Source organism: Flavobacterium sp. UBA2787 (genome assembly GCA_002352205.1).
Classification (GTDB): domain Bacteria; phylum Bacteroidota; class Bacteroidia; order Flavobacteriales; family Flavobacteriaceae; genus Flavobacterium.
Window position 1 is genome coordinate 287397 of the sequence record DEHZ01000005.1, and the last position, 15919, is coordinate 303315.

A 15919-nucleotide genomic window follows, 5' to 3' on the forward strand; every position below is an offset into this window, starting at 1 on the left:
ATTATCTAATAATCTAAATTAAAAAAAGATGTTTAAAAAAATATTAATTGCCAACCGTGGAGAAATTGCACTTCGTGTGATTAGAACCTGTAAAGAAATGGGCATTAAAACCGTTGCGGTATATTCTACTGCCGACGCTGAAAGTCTTCACGTGAAATTTGCTGATGAAGCTGTTTGTATCGGTCCGCCACCAAGTAATTTGTCATATTTAAAAATGTCAAATATTATTGCTGCTGCAGAAATTACCAATGCTGATGCGATACATCCGGGTTACGGATTTTTGTCTGAGAATGCAAAATTTTCTAAAATATGTCAGGAACATGGTATTAAATTTATTGGTGCTTCGCCTGAAATGATTGATAGAATGGGTGATAAAGCATCCGCGAAAGCGACCATGAAAGCAGCCGGAGTTCCTTGTGTTCCCGGTTCTGAAGGGTTGCTGGAAAGCTACGAACAAGCCGAAAAAATCGCTAAAGAAATGGGTTATCCCGTGATGTTGAAAGCGACTGCCGGTGGTGGTGGAAAAGGAATGCGTGCCGTTTGGAAAAAGGAAGAACTTTTGAAAGCATGGGAAAGTGCTCGTCAAGAATCAGCAGCAGCGTTTGGAAATGATGGAATGTATATGGAGAAGTTGATTGAAGAACCTCGTCATATTGAAATACAAGTAGTGGGTGATGCGTATGGAAAAGCATGTCATTTATCTGAAAGAGATTGTTCGGTCCAACGTCGTCATCAGAAATTGACAGAGGAAACTCCTTCTCCTTTTATGACAGATGAATTACGCCACAAAATGGGTGAAGCTGCGGTAAAAGCGGCTGAATTTATTAAGTATGAAGGAGCCGGAACAGTAGAGTTTTTGGTGGATAAACACCGTAACTTTTACTTTATGGAGATGAACACACGTATTCAAGTGGAGCATCCTATCACGGAACAAGTGGTGGATTATGATTTGATTCGTGAGCAAATATTAGTGGCTGCAGGTGTGCCAATTTCAGGTAAAAATTATTTACCGCAATTGCACTCGATTGAATGTAGAATTAATGCGGAAGATCCTTATAATGATTTCCGTCCGTCACCGGGGAAGATTACTGTTCTTCACGCACCGGGTGGACATGGTGTTCGATTGGACACGCACGTGTATGCGGGTTATACGATTCCGCCGAACTATGACTCGATGATTGCGAAATTGATTACAACAGCTCAAACGAGAGAAGAAGCCATCAGCAAAATGAAGCGAGCGTTGGATGAGTTTTATATTGAAGGAATTAAAACGACAATACCGTTTCACAGACAATTGATGGACGAACCGGATTATGTTGCCGGAAATTATACAACGAAGTTTATGGAAAGTTTTAAAATGAACGATCCGGAATAGATAGAAAATCCCAAATGAGAGTTTGGGATTTTTTGTTTCCTTTTTACACACATTTTCTCAAAATGCTACACTTTTTCACACTTATTCTCTTTTTAGAATTTGTTATTAAAGATTAAAAACCCCTATTTTTCTGCTGTTTGGTTTTTTTTATTGTTTGTGAATTGGATTGGTATGATTTTGTATTTATACTATATAGAAAATTGGTTTAAAGACAAACACAATGAATTAGTTTAGTTAAGAGTAAAGTAAACACCAAAATGAATTAACTACTCCAAAAAGAGGTCCGCACTACGACCTCTTTTTTTATTTAAATAAATTTTAAGAAAACTTTGAACAGAATCGCTTAAATTAGCTTTCCACCTAAGCTTAACTAATGAAAAAGATTTTATTGATAGAAGATGACATTGCCTTTTGTAAAATGGTAAGCAATTTTTTGTCTAAGAATAACTATTCCGTTTCTACGGCTTACACTGCAAATGAGGCGAAAAGCCTGTTTAAAGACACAGATTTTGATTTGATTATGTGCGATTTGCGATTGCCTGACAGCGATGGAATTGAATTGATGGTTGAATTGAAAGAAAAAAAACCAACAATTCCGGTGGTATTGATGACCGGGTATGCGGATGTGACTACGGCAGTCAAAGCGATGAAGAAAGGTGCTTCGGATTATATTTCTAAACCGTTTGTTCCGGAAGAAGTATTACTTGTTTTAGAGAATGCATTATCAAAAAAAGTAGAAAAAACTACTTCGACACCACTATCAACTCAAAAAACAACTACTCAAAAAAGCAATTTTGTAAGCGGAATCAGTTCGGTTTCAAAGGCAATGAGCAACCATATTCAACTAGTAAGCCCGACGAATTTATCTGTTTTAATCATCGGCGAAAGCGGAACCGGAAAAGAAGTTGTGGCGAAGGAAATACATAATTTAAGTCAAAGAAAAAATGCTCCGTTTATTGCTGTAGATTGTGGAGCTATTCCGAAAGAATTGGCAACGAGCGAATTTTTTGGTCATTTGAAAGGTTCGTTTACAGGTGCGGTGACAGATAAAATAGGTCATTTTGAATCGGCTAATGGAGGAACATTATTTTTGGATGAGGTGGGAAATTTATCCTACGAAAACCAAATTCAATTGTTGCGTGCTTTGCAGGAGCGAAAGGTAAAGAAAATTGGTAGCAGTACTGAAGTTACTGTTGACATTCGTGTGATTGCCGCCACCAACGAAGACCTGAAAGAAGCGGTGAAAAACGGAACTTTTAGAGAAGATTTATACCATCGGTTGAATGAATTTTCGATTATTGTGCCTACGTTAAATGAGCGAAAACAAGACTTGTTGATGTATGCCGATTTCTTTTTAGATAAAGCCAATGAACAATTGAATAAAAATGTGTTGGGATTTTCTCCGGAGGTGATTCGGATTTTTCAAGCCTATTCTTGGCCGGGAAATTTGAGGGAATTGCAGAACATCATCCGTAGATCAACTCTTTTAACGCAAGGAAGTTTAATTGAAAAAGAAGTGATTCCGCCTGATTTTTTTGAAGAAGAAAATCAATCGAAATCGGTTTTTTCTAAATCGGAAAACGAAAAAGAGATGATTATTAAGGCGTTGAATCTTTGCAACGGAAACAAATCGGAAGCCGCAAAAATGCTTGAAATTAATCGGAAAACCTTATATAATAAATTGAAATTATATCAGTTAGAGGATTAATTCTTTTTGAAGAAGCGTTAGTAATCGAGTAGTCTTCTCGTTAATTTCATTAAAAATAGTTTTCAGTTCTTCAGGAGATAATTCGGTTTTTTCACATTCCTCTAATTGTTGAAGCAAAAGCACGGTTTCTTTCACATCTAATTGATTCATCATCGGAATCATGCGGTGCGAAATGGAAGCAATCGTTTTTTTATCTGAATTTGAAATTGCCTCTTCAATGATGGCTAAATTGGAAGATGTGTTTTCTATAAATGCTTTTAAAACTTCGTTAATGGCCAGTTCATCGCCATCTAACATTGTTTTCAAATTCTTTAAATTATATTCTTTTATTGATTCTTCTGATTGCTCTGTCAAATCGGGTTTGACAGCGATATTAATTTTTAATAAATCACCAATCACCGCTAATAAATCTTCTGAACGATAAGGTTTGTGCAGTACAGCTGAAAATCCTTTTTGATCATAAACATTCTTCTCCAAATCTCTTTGTCCGGTAATCGCAATAACCGGAATTTCCTTTGGGATTTGATTGATTAACTCAAAACCACTCATTTTTGGCATTTGAATGTCGGTAATAATCGCATCGTAAACATTTGTTTTTAATGATGAAATTAGTTTCTCAGGTTCATCAAAAGAACTTACATTGAAATGATAAATTTTTAAAAACTCTGTGGTTAATTGCAAAAGAGAACTATCATCATCCACCACCGCAATGGTGAATTTTTTGTTTTTATCTTCCGAAACAATAGGGCTTTCCTTTTTGGTTTCCACCATTTTTGCAGGCAAGGTTAATTGGAAAATGCTTCCTTTGTTTACTTCACTTTGCACGGTTAAATTTCCTCGTAAAATTTCGGCTAATTTTTTACAGATGGTTAAGCCTAAACCTGTTCCGCCATATTTTTTTTCGATGGATTTATCGGCTTGGGTAAATTCGTTGAAAATTAAGTTGAGTTTACTGCTTTCTATCCCAATTCCGCTATCCTGAACGACAATTGTAAGTTGTTTTTGATTGTAATTTGCTGCAATTTTGATATAGCCTTTTTCGGTGAATTTGTAGGCATTTCCGATAAGATTACTTAGAATTTGTCTGATTCGTAACACGTCACTTTCTAGCGATAAATTGGCAATAGATTCCAATTCAAATTGAAGCGTTATCGGCTTGGATGGATATAATGATTGAATGCTTTCTGCGACTTCAATAATCAATTTATCCAATTCAAAAACGGAGTTTTCAAGTTCAATTTTTCCGGCTTCAATTTTAGAAAAATCCAATAAATCATTCACCAATTGATTGATGTAGATTGATGAACTTTTGATGTTGGACAAATAATAATTCTGCTTTTCTGTCACGCCGCCAATACCAATTAATTCGCTAAAACCTTGAATCGTGTTTAAGGGTGTTTTTAAATCGTGGCTCACCGTGGCAATCAGTTGTTCTCTGGCAGTTAAAAGTGATTCTGTTTTCTTTTTTTCGATTTCTAATTGTTTTCTATAACGTTGGTTTTTTAGAAAATCGCTTGTAATTAGAAGGAAAAATAATCCGGTCATTATTAACCCGATTACTGCAGCCGTGGTTAAGATGGAAACTGTTTTTTGCTGAGCTTCTTCTCTGGAAAGATTGTTTAAGTTAGCTTTTTTGATCACATCCGATTCAAATTCAACTAAAATTTCGTTAAGCTTTTGCGAAATAAATAAATCATTTCTTAGCAATTCTATTTCTTTATTTTTTTGAGAATTCGATTTTGCTTGATTGTTTAATCGAACATTTTCCAATATTTTTTTTGAAGAAACAAGTATAGAATCAATTTGTTTATCTGATAATGTGTTTTCCGATTCTTTAGGCACATTTTCATTGAGATAATCTACATATTCTTGATAGACTCTTTTTTCATAGGCAGAAAGTTTAGACGGATCTATTTTTAAACTTTCCAAAGTGATTTTACCCATCGATTCTTCAATTCGGGTTAAATCGCTTAATGCGTTGTCGATAGGAAAGTAGGTGTTTTGTGTTTTATTTATTTTTTTTAATTCTTCAATATTGGAAACTTTTTGTTGTAAAATAAGCTTTAAACTATCTAAAAGAACAACCTGTTTTTCATTGTCAATTTTTTGTTCAAACGAATCGATGGCAGTAATTAATAATTTGTTTTGTGCTCCATATTCTTCAAAATCTTTTTCCAGATTGGTTTGAATGGCAACTCTTCCTAAATTATCAACATCATAAATTTTGGAAATTAAAGACCCTAAACGGATGAGTTTTTGGTTTTCTTCTACCGATTGATTTTCATAGTTTGAAAACAGTTTGTTTTCTTTGAACAACATATATCCCACTGAAATAACTAAAATAGCTATCAATAAATAACTGAGTAAAACTTTAAGTGGAATGAAAGTTGATTTTTGTCCCATTCTCAAAGATAAAAATAACGAAAGGTTTTCTTTCTTTAGGAAGTGTTAAAAAAGAAAAATCCCGAATTTCTTCGGGATTGTATATTATAAGGTTTCTTTGAGCCAGCCAAAAAATTCACGTTGCCAAACAATAGCGTTTTGCGGTTTGAGCACCCAGTGATTTTCGTCTGGGAAAAGTATAAATCGGCTTTTGATTCCTTGCAATTGAGCAGCTTGAAACGCTTCTTGCCCTTGACCGATTGGCACACGATAATCTTTTCCTCCTTGGATAATGAGCATAGGAGTGTCCCATTTGTTCACCATCTTTACCGGATTGAATTGGTTGTATGATTTTTGAGCGGCAGCATTGTCATTTTCCCAATAAGCTCCACCGATATCCCAATTAGTGAAGAAAACTTCTTCGGTGGTTCCGTACATACTTTCTAAATTAAACACACCACAATGAGAAATGAATGTTTTGAAGCGTTTGTTGTGCATTCCCGCTAAATAAAATACAGAATAACCTCCGTAACTGGCACCTACTGCTCCTAAACGGTTTTTGTCAACATACGTTTCTTTGGCTACATCATCAATAGCTGAAAGGTAATCGTCCATCACTTGTCCGCCCCAGTCTTTACTAATTTGTTCGTTCCATTCTACTCCGTGACCAGGCATTCCGCGACGGTTTGGAGCCACAACTACATAGCCTTGCGAAGCCATCAAACTGAAATTCCAACGGAAGGAATAAAACTGCGACAAAGCACCTTGCGGACCGCCTTGGCAATACAATAACGCTGGGTATTTTTTAGTTTTATCGAAGTTGGGAGGAAGAATTACCCAAACTAACATTTTCTTGTTATCAGTGGTGGTGACATATCTTTTTTCGAATTTTGGTAAGGCTAATTTGTTATAGGCTTCATCATTTACTTTGGTGAGTTGAAGCCACGTTTTTTTCGTTAAATCATAGGAAAAAATTTCTTTCGCATGGTTCATATCGGTTCGGCCGAGAATTACTTTGTCGCCTGAAAAACCTACAATATCAGTCACATCAAAATCTCCGGTAGTAATTTGTCTAACTGTAATTGCAATTCGGGTTAACCCAGGAAAATTCACTTCAAACAATTGAACGGTTCCGTCAACTGGAGCGATGAAATAGATTTTTTTACCATCTTCACTCCATTTAAAACTGTCAACCGTTCCATCCCAACCGGAAGTTAAGTTGATATCCATTCCTTTGAAACGAACAATGATGTCATTTTTATCGGCTTCAAAACCATCTCTTTTCATTTGTAGCCAAGACAAATCACCGTTGGGGGAAATGGTGGGATGCGTATCGTAACCTAAATTGCTTTCGGTTAAATTTTTAGTGGTTTTTGATTCAAGATTATATTCGTATAAATCGGTGTTTGTTGAAGTAGCATAAGCCGTTCCTGATTTCTTTTTAGAAACATAAATAATACTTTTGCCATCTTTTGACCAAACATAATCTTCGTCGCCGCCAAATGGTTTTTGAGGAGAATCAAACGGTTCGTCTTTCATAATATCAAAAAATGAATCTTCTTTATTCACTTCTGCAAAACCAACATGGTTGTGATTTCCTTCGTTCCACGTATCCCAATGACGGTAGTTTAGTCCGTTATAAACCTGAACATCCGATTTGTCTAATTCAGGATAAATGTCTTTTCCATTTATCTTATCAATTTTTACTTCTTTATGTGAAAGGATGTATTTTCCGTCTGGAGAAACATTTTTATCGTTTAAAAGTTCTTTGGTTTCGGTAATTTCTGTCGCAACCCCACCATTGATAGGTATGCTGTAGGTTTTGGAATTTGATTTATTTTCTTCGACCGACGGTGTAGAAACTTTAAAAAGGATACTTTTTCCGTCTTTTGTGATTCCTAATGGTGATACTCTTCCTAATTTCCACAACATTTCGGGAGTTAGCACTTGTTGAGCAGTAGCGGCAGTTAATCCCATAAAACAAGATACGATTAAAATTATTTTCTTCATTTGATAAAAATTTAAAGGATAAAAGTAACGATTTTTTTCCATAAAAAAAGCCACCTCGATGGAGATGGCCTTTTAAAAATTGTATTAAAATTACTGTTTGATGAATCGTTTTGTGTCAACATTTTCATTGTTTGACACTTCAAGTAAGTACGTTCCGGATGCCAAAGAAGAAACAGAAACACTGTTGGCCTCTAATTTTCCAGTTGCCACTACTTGACCCATTAGGTTGATGATTCGGTAGGCTGTGAAATTTGTTTCGCTGGAAACATATAACAAACCATCTTTCACCGGATTTGGATAAAGTGTAAGTGAAGTTTTAGAAACTGATTCAATTTCCATTTCTCCTTCTTTTCCGGATGAAACGATATTTACGGTGTAATCTTCTACTTCACCAAACGGAATCGCTTCGCAAGCAGTTGGCGAAGCATTGTATTTCATTGATACACGCATACGTGTTTGACCAAGCAAAGCTGTATTCGGAACGGTAAAACTTCGTGCGATCGGTGTAGCATTTGTACGGGTAACATTAACCACTTGTTCTCCACTGTCTAGGAAATCTCCGTCTCTATTCCAATCTATCCAAACACGGTAACCTTCACGATAAACTGTGCTTGTCCAAGCTGGAGTGATTGTAATTGTGTTACTTGTTCCTCTTACTAAATTAGTAGATAAATTTGTGAAATTACCATAACCCCCATTATTTCCGGATAAATTATTAATAGTTCCTAACTGCACTCTATTAATGTATTCATCAGCAGTGCTGTTCCCTTGTGAAGCACAATAGGTAACTGTGTTTGCTAACGTAGTTACGTTTACGGTATTGCTGTTTCCTGAGATATTTCCGGCAGCGTCTTTTGCTCTTACATTAAAAGTATAAGCGGTTGAAGCTGTTAAACCTGTTGCAGCATAAGTAGTTGTGGTTGTTGAAGCTAAGAAAGTTCCGTTTCGATATACATCATAACCTGTAACACCCACATTATCGGTTGCACCGGACCAAGCTAAATTGGTGGAAGTTTGTGTAGTTCCTGAAGCTGTTAACGTAGGAGCTGTTGGAGGTGTTGTATCAGATGTACCGGCAATTAAATTTACAGTGTAATCTTCTACTTGACCATACGGAAACGTTTCACAAGCCGTCGGAATTCCGTTGTATTTCATAGAAACTCTCATTCTTGTTGCACCTGTAACAGCAGTTGTTGGAACGGTAAAAGTTCCGCTAACCGGAGTTGCTGATGTAGGTGCTAAACTCCAAACCGTTTCACCGGCATCCGTAAATACACCATTTTGATTATAATCTATAAACACGGCATACCCTTCGCTGTAAGTTGAACCCGTCCAAGTTGGCGTAATCGAAATTGTTGCACTTGCCCCTTTCGTTAAATTTGTTGAAATCGATGTATAATCAACATATCCGGAAACTCCTCCGGAAACATTATTTATTGTGCCAATTTGTACTCTACCGATGTATTCGTCGGCAACACTATTTCCTTGAGAAGTACAATACGTTATACCTCCTGCCAGCGTTGTTACATTCACTGTGTTACTGTTGACAGAAACATTTCCTGCGGCATCTTTCGCTCTTACATTAAATGTATAGGATGTAGAAGGAGTTAATCCGGTAGCTGCAAATGTTGTGGCTGTTGTTGTTGATCCTATTAAAACGCCACCTCTATACACATCATATCCAGTTACTGCAACATTGTCTGTAGCTCCGGACCAAGATAAGTTGGTTGAAGTTGAAGTTGTGCCCGATGCTGATAAAGTTGGAGATGTTGGAGCAACTGTGTCAGAAGAACCGCCAGTAATGGTGAAATTAGCATTCGAAACATCAAAGAAAATATGATTTGTTCCTTTCACCATAATACGGTTTTGATTTCCGGGTGTGTTTGGAATCGTCACTGCTTGCGAGCCGTCGTTTGGTGTAGCAGTAACTAAATTTGACCAAGTATTTCCTCCATCTGTTGAAATTAAAATGTCTACATTGGCACAATTCACTCCATTTGCTGTAGTTCCTGCAACGTTCCATGTAATGGTTTGTGTACTTCCTCCTGCATAAGAGACTGCAGTGTTTGGTGCAGTTACCGTAAATGGTCCGGCAGTTCCGTTTACCGTTACAACCATATCATCACTGTTATTGGCAGAACCGCCTGCTCTGTTATCACGAACAGTAAATCTAAAATTCATCGTTCTGGCAACAGAAGGAAGAGCTTCTACTGTTATTTCAGTTCCAGCCGTGGTAGTCGCACCACTTAAAACGGATTGCATTCTTGGGAAATAACGCACCGGAGTGGTACTCGGACTGTAAGACCTAAAAGTTGGTCCGGATGTTCGCGTTGCACTCGCTGCAGAACTTGCACCGGTTGCATTAGATGCTGCATTGTCAAATTGTTCCCATATATAGGTTAATGCATCTCCATTAGCATCGGTTCCGGAACCGGTTAACATAAATGGTGTGCTTCTTGGAATTGTATAATCTAAACCTGCATTGGCAGTGGGCACAGCATTTCCGGTTGCCGTATTGGTTTGACAGGTTTTATTTTTTACGTTATTAGTTACTTGTTGGATACTGAATGCGTGAAAATAAGCATCAGAATTTGGTTGAACATCTTGAGGAGTAATACCGGCATAACCCATAATAGTTGAGCCAGAACCCGGCTCCATATTTGCACCGGTTCCTTCATTATTAAACGAAAATGTGTGATTTGCACCAAATTGATGACCGATTTCGTGAGCCACATAATCAATATCAAAAGTATCACCCGTTGGAATTGTGCTGGAAGTAAAAGCACTTCCTTTGGAGCCATTTACGCATACGCATCCAATACAACCTGCATTTCCGTTGTTAGAAGCTCTTACGAATAAATGACCAACATCATAGTTTGCTTCCCCAATTACTGAAGTTAATGTGCTTTGCACTTGACTGTTGTAACTTGTTGTATAAGGATCGGTTGAGGCATTGGTGTAGATTACTAAATCCGTATTTGCAATAAGTACCATTCTAATGGCAAAATCTTTTTCAAAAACACCATTCACACGCGTCATTGTTGCGTTGATAGCCGCCAAAGCTAGTGCTTTTGTACCGCCAAAGTAAGCTGTATATTCCCCGGTTGCCGAAACCGCTAACCTAAACGTTCGCAATGTGCTGTCATCAGCATTTGGTCTCAATAAAGTTGGGTCGACCTCATTTTGAACTTGATTTATAACAGAACATTCAAAAGGTGAAAAGTTTTTTACTTTGTCTGCCTTTTTATAAACGGAATATGTTGTTAAATCTTCTGTTAATGGTTCGATAAAAACAGCTGATTTTCCTGCACTCAACTGCATCGATTGAAAGCCTAGCGGAGAGATACTGAAATAAACTGTTGATGTTGGATTATCGATACCAATTCCAATGTATGATTTAATTTCAGGATAATTTGCTGCCAATTCAGGAGCCATAATGACGTTTTCATAGACTTTAAATTGTTCCATTTCGCCATTTTCATTCGGAAAAGAAATCACTTTACCGTCTTTAGTTTGAGCAAATCGATTGGGGGCCGATGTAAGAACCGTTTTAATTCCTTCAACATCTAATTCAAAAATCTTTTTTTGTGGATGTTGCATTTTGCTTTCTAAAAGTGGGGTATTACTTTTTAAAGCCGAGGTTTTCCAGAAATTGCTTTTCTCTTGAGCATTGGAAAAGCAAATGCTTGCAAAGAGTGCAATGGTGAGTAATTTGAGCTTCATAAATTTTGGTTGATTTAGTTAATATCAAGCCAAATGTAAAATTATTTTTATGCACTTAATGGATGATTGTACTAATTTATTAACAATTTAAAAAAATTGTGATTGTTATCTTATTATATTGATAAATCAAATGTTAAAATTTAGAAATTACAAAAGCATCAACATAAAAAACGGAGTCTTTTCAGGAAAATATTTTCTATCAATAAAATAAAAAGTACATTTATGAAAATTTTTCAAAAAGATGCAACTTAGTTTTTGGGAACTTAAAAATTGGTTTACAAATGTGGATTTCACTATTGTTGGAAGTGGAATTGTAGGGTTGCATTGTGCTCTTGAATTGCGTAAAAAATTTCCTTCTGCTAAAATTTTAGTACTTGAAAAAGGTGTTCTTCCGCAAGGAGCAAGCACCAAAAATGCCGGATTTGCGTGTTTTGGATCCGTTTCTGAAATATTAGATGATTTGAATTCGCAAACGGAAGAAGAAGTGTTGCAATTAGTTCAAAAAAGATGGGAGGGATTGCAATTACTTCGTAAACGAGTTGGCGATGAAGCGTTAGATTTAAAGCCTTACGGCGGATATGAATTGTTTTTGAAGGAAGATGAATCTACTTATGAAGAATGTTTGCAAAAGCTTCCGTTTATCAATGAAATTCTGAAACCGTTGTTTAAAAATGACGTTTTTTCGAAAGAAATTGATCGATTTGCTTTTCAGGGAATTCAGGAATATGTTTTATTTAATCCGTATGAAGCTCAGATTGATACCGGAAATATGATGCAACAGCTTTTGAAAATGGCTACGAATCAGAATATTTTAATTCTAAATCAACAAACCGTTACTTCTTTTATTGAAAATAACAATGAAGTGGAAGTTGTTTTAGGTGATTTTTCCTTTCAAACCAAAAAACTGTTTTTTGCTACCAATGGTTTTGCCAATAAATTGACGAATGGCGAAGTAAAACCCGCGAGAGCACAAGTTTTGATAACGAAACCAATCCCTAATTTAGACATCAAAGGAACATTTCATTTAGATAGAGGTTATTATTATTTTAGAAATTTTGAAGATAGGATTTTGCTTGGCGGAGGAAGAAATTTAGATTTTGATGGCGAAACTACCACAGAATTGGCTCAAACAGAAATTATTCAAAACAAGTTGGAGCAATTGCTAAAAGAAGTAATTTTGCCCAACCAATCGTTTGAAATTGAACATCGTTGGAGCGGAATTATGGGCGTTGGAAATCATAAAAACCCAGTCGTAAAACAACTTAGCGAAAATGTGTTTTGCGGTGTTCGCTTGGGCGGGATGGGCGTGGCGATTGGCAGTTTGATTGGAAAAGAATTAGCAGATTTAATTGATTAATTTATGATAAAAAAAATATTCCGTTTCCTTTGGAAAGCAATGTTGTGGTTTTTTGGAATTTCTATTTTTCTAGTAATTCTGTTCAAATTTGTACCTGTTCCTTTTACTCCTTTGATGGGAATTAGAGCCATCGAACAAAAAAAGGAAGGCAAAGAAATGATTTGCAGTCACGACTGGGTGCCGATTGAAGAGATTTCCCTCAATCTTCAAAAAGCTGTAATTGCTAGTGAAGACGGAAATTTCTTAACCCATAATGGTTTTGATTTTAAAGCGATTGAAAAAGCAATGGAAGCCAACAAAAAAGGAAAAAAATTGCGTGGAGGAAGTACTATTTCGCAACAAACCGCAAAAAATGTTTTTCTATGGTCCGGAAGAAGTTATTTGCGTAAAGGTTTAGAAGCGTATTTCACCGTTTTAATCGAACTCATTTGGGGCAAAGAACGAATTATGGAAGTTTATTTGAATAGCATCGAAATGGGTAACGGTGTTTATGGAGCACAAGAAGCATCACGCGTTTGGTATCGAAAAGATGCTAAGAATTTAACTCCAAGAGAAGCGGCGGGAATTGCGGCAATCTTACCTAATCCAAGAAAATTTAAAGCTTCGAATTCATCTAATTATATCAATAGACGAAAAGATTTTATTGTAAGACAGATGAGTTATTTGGGGAAGATTGAGTATTAATTTTCTATAAATAACAAACCACTAATTCGCAGATTATATTTTGCAAATTAGCGGTTTTTTATTTTCTAACTTTTCTTTTAGATTTTCTTAATCCCCATATTATACAAAGTAAACGCTTGAATATCGGCTACTTCTTCAATGGTTTTTGAAATTGGTTTTCCTGCTCCGTGACCGGCATTTACATCAATTCGTATTAATACAGGATTTTCTCCGGCTTGTTTGTCTTGCAACTCAGCAGCAAATTTAAAACTATGAGCCGGTACAACTCTATCATCGTGGTCTCCGGTTGTTACTAAAGTTGCCGGATATTTTGTTCCTTTTTTCACGTTGTGAACAGGCGAATAGTTCTTTAAATATTCAAACATTTCTTTACTGTCATTAGCTGTTCCATAGTCGTAAGCCCAACCTGCTCCGGCTGTGAATGTGTGGTAACGTAACATGTCTAACACACCCACTGCAGGTAAAGCAACTTTGGCTAAATCAGGTCGTTGGGTCATTACTGCTCCAACTAACAAACCACCATTAGAACCACCACGAATCGCTAAATAATCAGAAGAAGTATATTTTTGAGCAATCAAATATTCCCCTGCAGCAATAAAATCATCAAATACATTTTGCTTGTTTAATTGCGTTCCGGCATCGTGCCATTTTTTTCCGTATTCACCACCACCACGTAAATTGGCTACCGCATACACACCGCCATTTTCCATCCAAACGGCATTGGCAACACTGAAACTTGGCGTTAAACTCACATTAAAACCACCATAACCATATAAAACAGTTGGGTTTTTGCCGTCTAATTTTAATCCTTTTTTGTGGGTGATAATCATTGGAATTTTTGTCCCGTCTTTGGAAGTATAAAATACTTGTTTGCTTTCGTAATCGGCAGAATTGAAATCTACTTTCGGTTTTTGATATTCTTTTGACGTTCCAGCTTTTGGATCATACGAATAAACTGTTCCGGGTGTGATGTAATTTGAAAAAGAAAAATACAATTCTTTCGCTGTCTTTTTTCCACCAAAACCTCCGGCTGAACCAACTCCGGGCAATTTGATTTCACGAATGGCTTTTCCTTCATAATCATATTGAATTACTTGTGAAATCGCATCTTTCATATAATTTGCAAAAATATAGCCGCCTCCGGTTGAAGGAGATAAAACATAATCCGATTGCGGAATAAAATCTTTCCAGTTTTCCGGTTTTGCATTTTTCGCATCTACGGTAACCATTTTTTGGTTAGGAGCATTCAAATTCGTCACGATGTATAACTTTGAACCTACATTGTCAATCACATAATTATTACTGTTGAAATTGTCAACAATCGTTTCTAATTTACTGTTTGGATTGCTTAGATTTTTGATATATAATTCATTTCCGGTTGTAGAATTTGCAGCCGTTACAATCAAATATTGCTGATCTTCGGTCACACCACCACCCACATATCTTCTCTTTTCGTTTAAGCCAAAAACCACCTTGTCTTCTTTTTGAGAAGTTCCTAATTTGTGGTAATATAATTTATGTTGATCGGTTTTGGCAGACAGTTCACTTCCTTCCGGTTTATCATAACTGGAATAAAAGAATCCGTCATTTCCCATCCAAGAAATTCCGCTGAACTTTACATCAATAATTGGTTGTTCCAACACTTTCTTTGAAACCGCATCCATAATGATGATTTTGTTCCAATCACTACCTGCTTCAGAAGTGGAATACGCAACTAGCGAACCATCTTTTGTAAATTCTAAATTTGCCAACGAAGTCGTTCCATCAGCTGCAAATGTATTTGGATCTAAGAAAACTTCTTCTTTTCCGTTTTTGTCTTTTCGGTATAAAACCGATTGATTTTGAAGACCGTTATTTTTATAAAAATAAGTATAATCGCCTTCTTTAAAAGGAGCCGAAATACGCTCGTAATTCCATAATTTTTCTAATCGTTCTTTGATTTGAGCACGATATGGAATGTTGTTTAAGTAGTTAAACGTAACTTCATTTTGCGTTTTTACCCAAGCCTCAGTTTCTTTCGAACGATCGTCTTCCAACCATCGGTAAGGATCATTTACTTCTGAATCAAAATAAGTGTCTTTTACGTCACCTTTTTTTGTTTCGGGATATTTAATAGGAGAATTTGTTTGTGCATTCATACTAATTACACAAACAATTGCAAATGCTGAAATAGATTTTTTCATTCTTTTGAATTGATTGATATTGACAAATATAATCAACCAAAATGTTAATTTTAGTTAAATAGCGGTTTGTATTTTGGCCATAGTTTGTACATCAAAATTCCATTGAATACAGTTACCAGAAGTGCTCCACTAATTCCCGGAATGTCTAAAAATAAATGAAACAACAAAATATTTACCGAAATCGGAACTAAAACAACTAATGCAAAAGCGACCCATTTATTAAAAAGAAGCAAAAGTCCTATCAAAATTTCAATAACACCAACCACTTGCAAAACATAACCGGTTGAAGCTAAAGAATCGATAAAATTGGCTGCATTTTCCGGTAATTCTGGAGCCGGAATAAAGTTTAAAAATTTGTTTAGTCCGAATACGACAAGGATAACTCCCAGAAGAATTCTCATCAGTTTGGTAAATTGTGAATTCATAAAATATAAGGTTTTGGTTGAAAATGAGTATTAAAATATCTAAATTAATAAAAAATACTTTATAAAATTCAC

The 15919-nt window shown here is 36.0% G+C and carries 9 protein-coding genes; 4 read left to right on the forward strand and 5 right to left on the reverse strand.

The genetic code is table 11. The features are described from left to right. Window positions 1-28 precede the first annotated feature (28 nt). Both accC and B4N66_RS05345 read left to right on the forward strand, forming a co-directional pair. A complete protein-coding gene (gene accC, locus B4N66_RS05340; protein WP_291092918.1) occupies window positions 29-1375 on the forward strand; it encodes an acetyl-CoA carboxylase biotin carboxylase subunit in 1347 nt (448 codons plus the stop codon). A gap of 373 nt (window positions 1376-1748) precedes the next feature. Next, complete coding sequence (locus tag B4N66_RS05345; protein ID WP_291092920.1) at window positions 1749-3083, forward strand: sigma-54-dependent transcriptional regulator; 1335 nt, start codon at window positions 1749-1751, stop codon at window positions 3081-3083. Here B4N66_RS05345 and B4N66_RS05350 read toward each other — a convergent pair. The 3 genes from B4N66_RS05350 to B4N66_RS05360 form a co-directional block, all read right to left on the reverse strand. Continuing rightward, the gene (locus tag B4N66_RS05350; protein WP_291092922.1) at window positions 3072-5486 is read right to left on the reverse strand and encodes a hybrid sensor histidine kinase/response regulator; all 2415 of its coding nucleotides are present in this window, start codon (window positions 5484-5486) and stop codon (window positions 3072-3074) included. The two genes, B4N66_RS05345 and B4N66_RS05350, sit on opposite strands and share 12 nt — an antisense overlap. Before the next feature lie 84 nt (window positions 5487-5570). Next, a complete protein-coding gene (locus tag B4N66_RS05355; protein WP_291092924.1) occupies window positions 5571-7475 on the reverse strand; it encodes a S9 family peptidase in 1905 nt (634 codons plus the stop codon). Window positions 7476-7565: 90 nt separating this feature from the next. Beyond that, entirely contained in the window at window positions 7566-11198 is a 3633-nt protein-coding gene (locus B4N66_RS05360; RefSeq protein ID WP_291092926.1) for a reprolysin-like metallopeptidase, read from the reverse strand. Window positions 11199-11439: 241 nt separating this feature from the next. Between B4N66_RS05360 and B4N66_RS05365 the strand changes: the two genes are divergently transcribed. Both B4N66_RS05365 and mtgA read left to right on the forward strand, forming a co-directional pair. Next, window positions 11440-12555 carry an NAD(P)/FAD-dependent oxidoreductase gene (locus B4N66_RS05365; RefSeq protein ID WP_291092928.1) on the forward strand — a complete coding sequence of 372 codons (1116 nt, stop codon included), beginning with the start codon at window positions 11440-11442 and terminating at the stop codon, window positions 12553-12555. Window positions 12556-12558: 3 nt separating this feature from the next. Beyond that, window positions 12559-13239, forward strand: coding sequence for a monofunctional biosynthetic peptidoglycan transglycosylase (gene mtgA, locus B4N66_RS05370; RefSeq protein ID WP_291092930.1), 681 nt, complete (start codon window positions 12559-12561; stop codon window positions 13237-13239). Window positions 13240-13316: 77 nt separating this feature from the next. Here mtgA and B4N66_RS05375 read toward each other — a convergent pair whose 3' ends face one another. Together B4N66_RS05375 and B4N66_RS05380 are read right to left on the reverse strand one after the other, a co-directional pair. Then, window positions 13317-15422 (reverse strand): prolyl oligopeptidase family serine peptidase, encoded by a 2106-nt coding sequence (locus tag B4N66_RS05375; RefSeq protein ID WP_414654092.1) that lies wholly within the window; start codon window positions 15420-15422, stop codon window positions 13317-13319. Between the two features lie 50 nt (window positions 15423-15472). Further along, the gene (locus B4N66_RS05380; RefSeq protein WP_291092932.1) at window positions 15473-15847 is read right to left on the reverse strand and encodes a DoxX family membrane protein; all 375 of its coding nucleotides are present in this window, start codon (window positions 15845-15847) and stop codon (window positions 15473-15475) included. Window positions 15848-15919: the final 72 nt, after the last annotated feature.

Bases quoted from the DNA above. Each gene is read 5' to 3' on its own strand.
- accC (WP_291092918.1), top strand. From the start codon at position 29: ATGTTTAAAAAAATATTAATTGCCAACCGTGGAGAAATTGCACTTCGT.
- B4N66_RS05345 (WP_291092920.1), top strand. From the start codon at position 1,749: ATGAAAAAGATTTTATTGATAGAAGATGACATTGCCTTTTGTAAAATG.
- B4N66_RS05350 (WP_291092922.1), bottom strand. From the start codon at position 5,486: ATGGGACAAAAATCAACTTTCATTCCACTTAAAGTTTTACTCAGTTAT.
- B4N66_RS05355 (WP_291092924.1), bottom strand. From the start codon at position 7,475: ATGAAGAAAATAATTTTAATCGTATCTTGTTTTATGGGATTAACTGCC.
- B4N66_RS05360 (WP_291092926.1), bottom strand. From the start codon at position 11,198: ATGAAGCTCAAATTACTCACCATTGCACTCTTTGCAAGCATTTGCTTT.
- B4N66_RS05365 (WP_291092928.1), top strand. From the start codon at position 11,440: ATGCAACTTAGTTTTTGGGAACTTAAAAATTGGTTTACAAATGTGGAT.
- mtgA (WP_291092930.1), top strand. From the start codon at position 12,559: ATGATAAAAAAAATATTCCGTTTCCTTTGGAAAGCAATGTTGTGGTTT.
- B4N66_RS05375 (WP_414654092.1), bottom strand. From the start codon at position 15,422: ATGAAAAAATCTATTTCAGCATTTGCAATTGTTTGTGTAATTAGTATG.
- B4N66_RS05380 (WP_291092932.1), bottom strand. From the start codon at position 15,847: ATGAATTCACAATTTACCAAACTGATGAGAATTCTTCTGGGAGTTATC.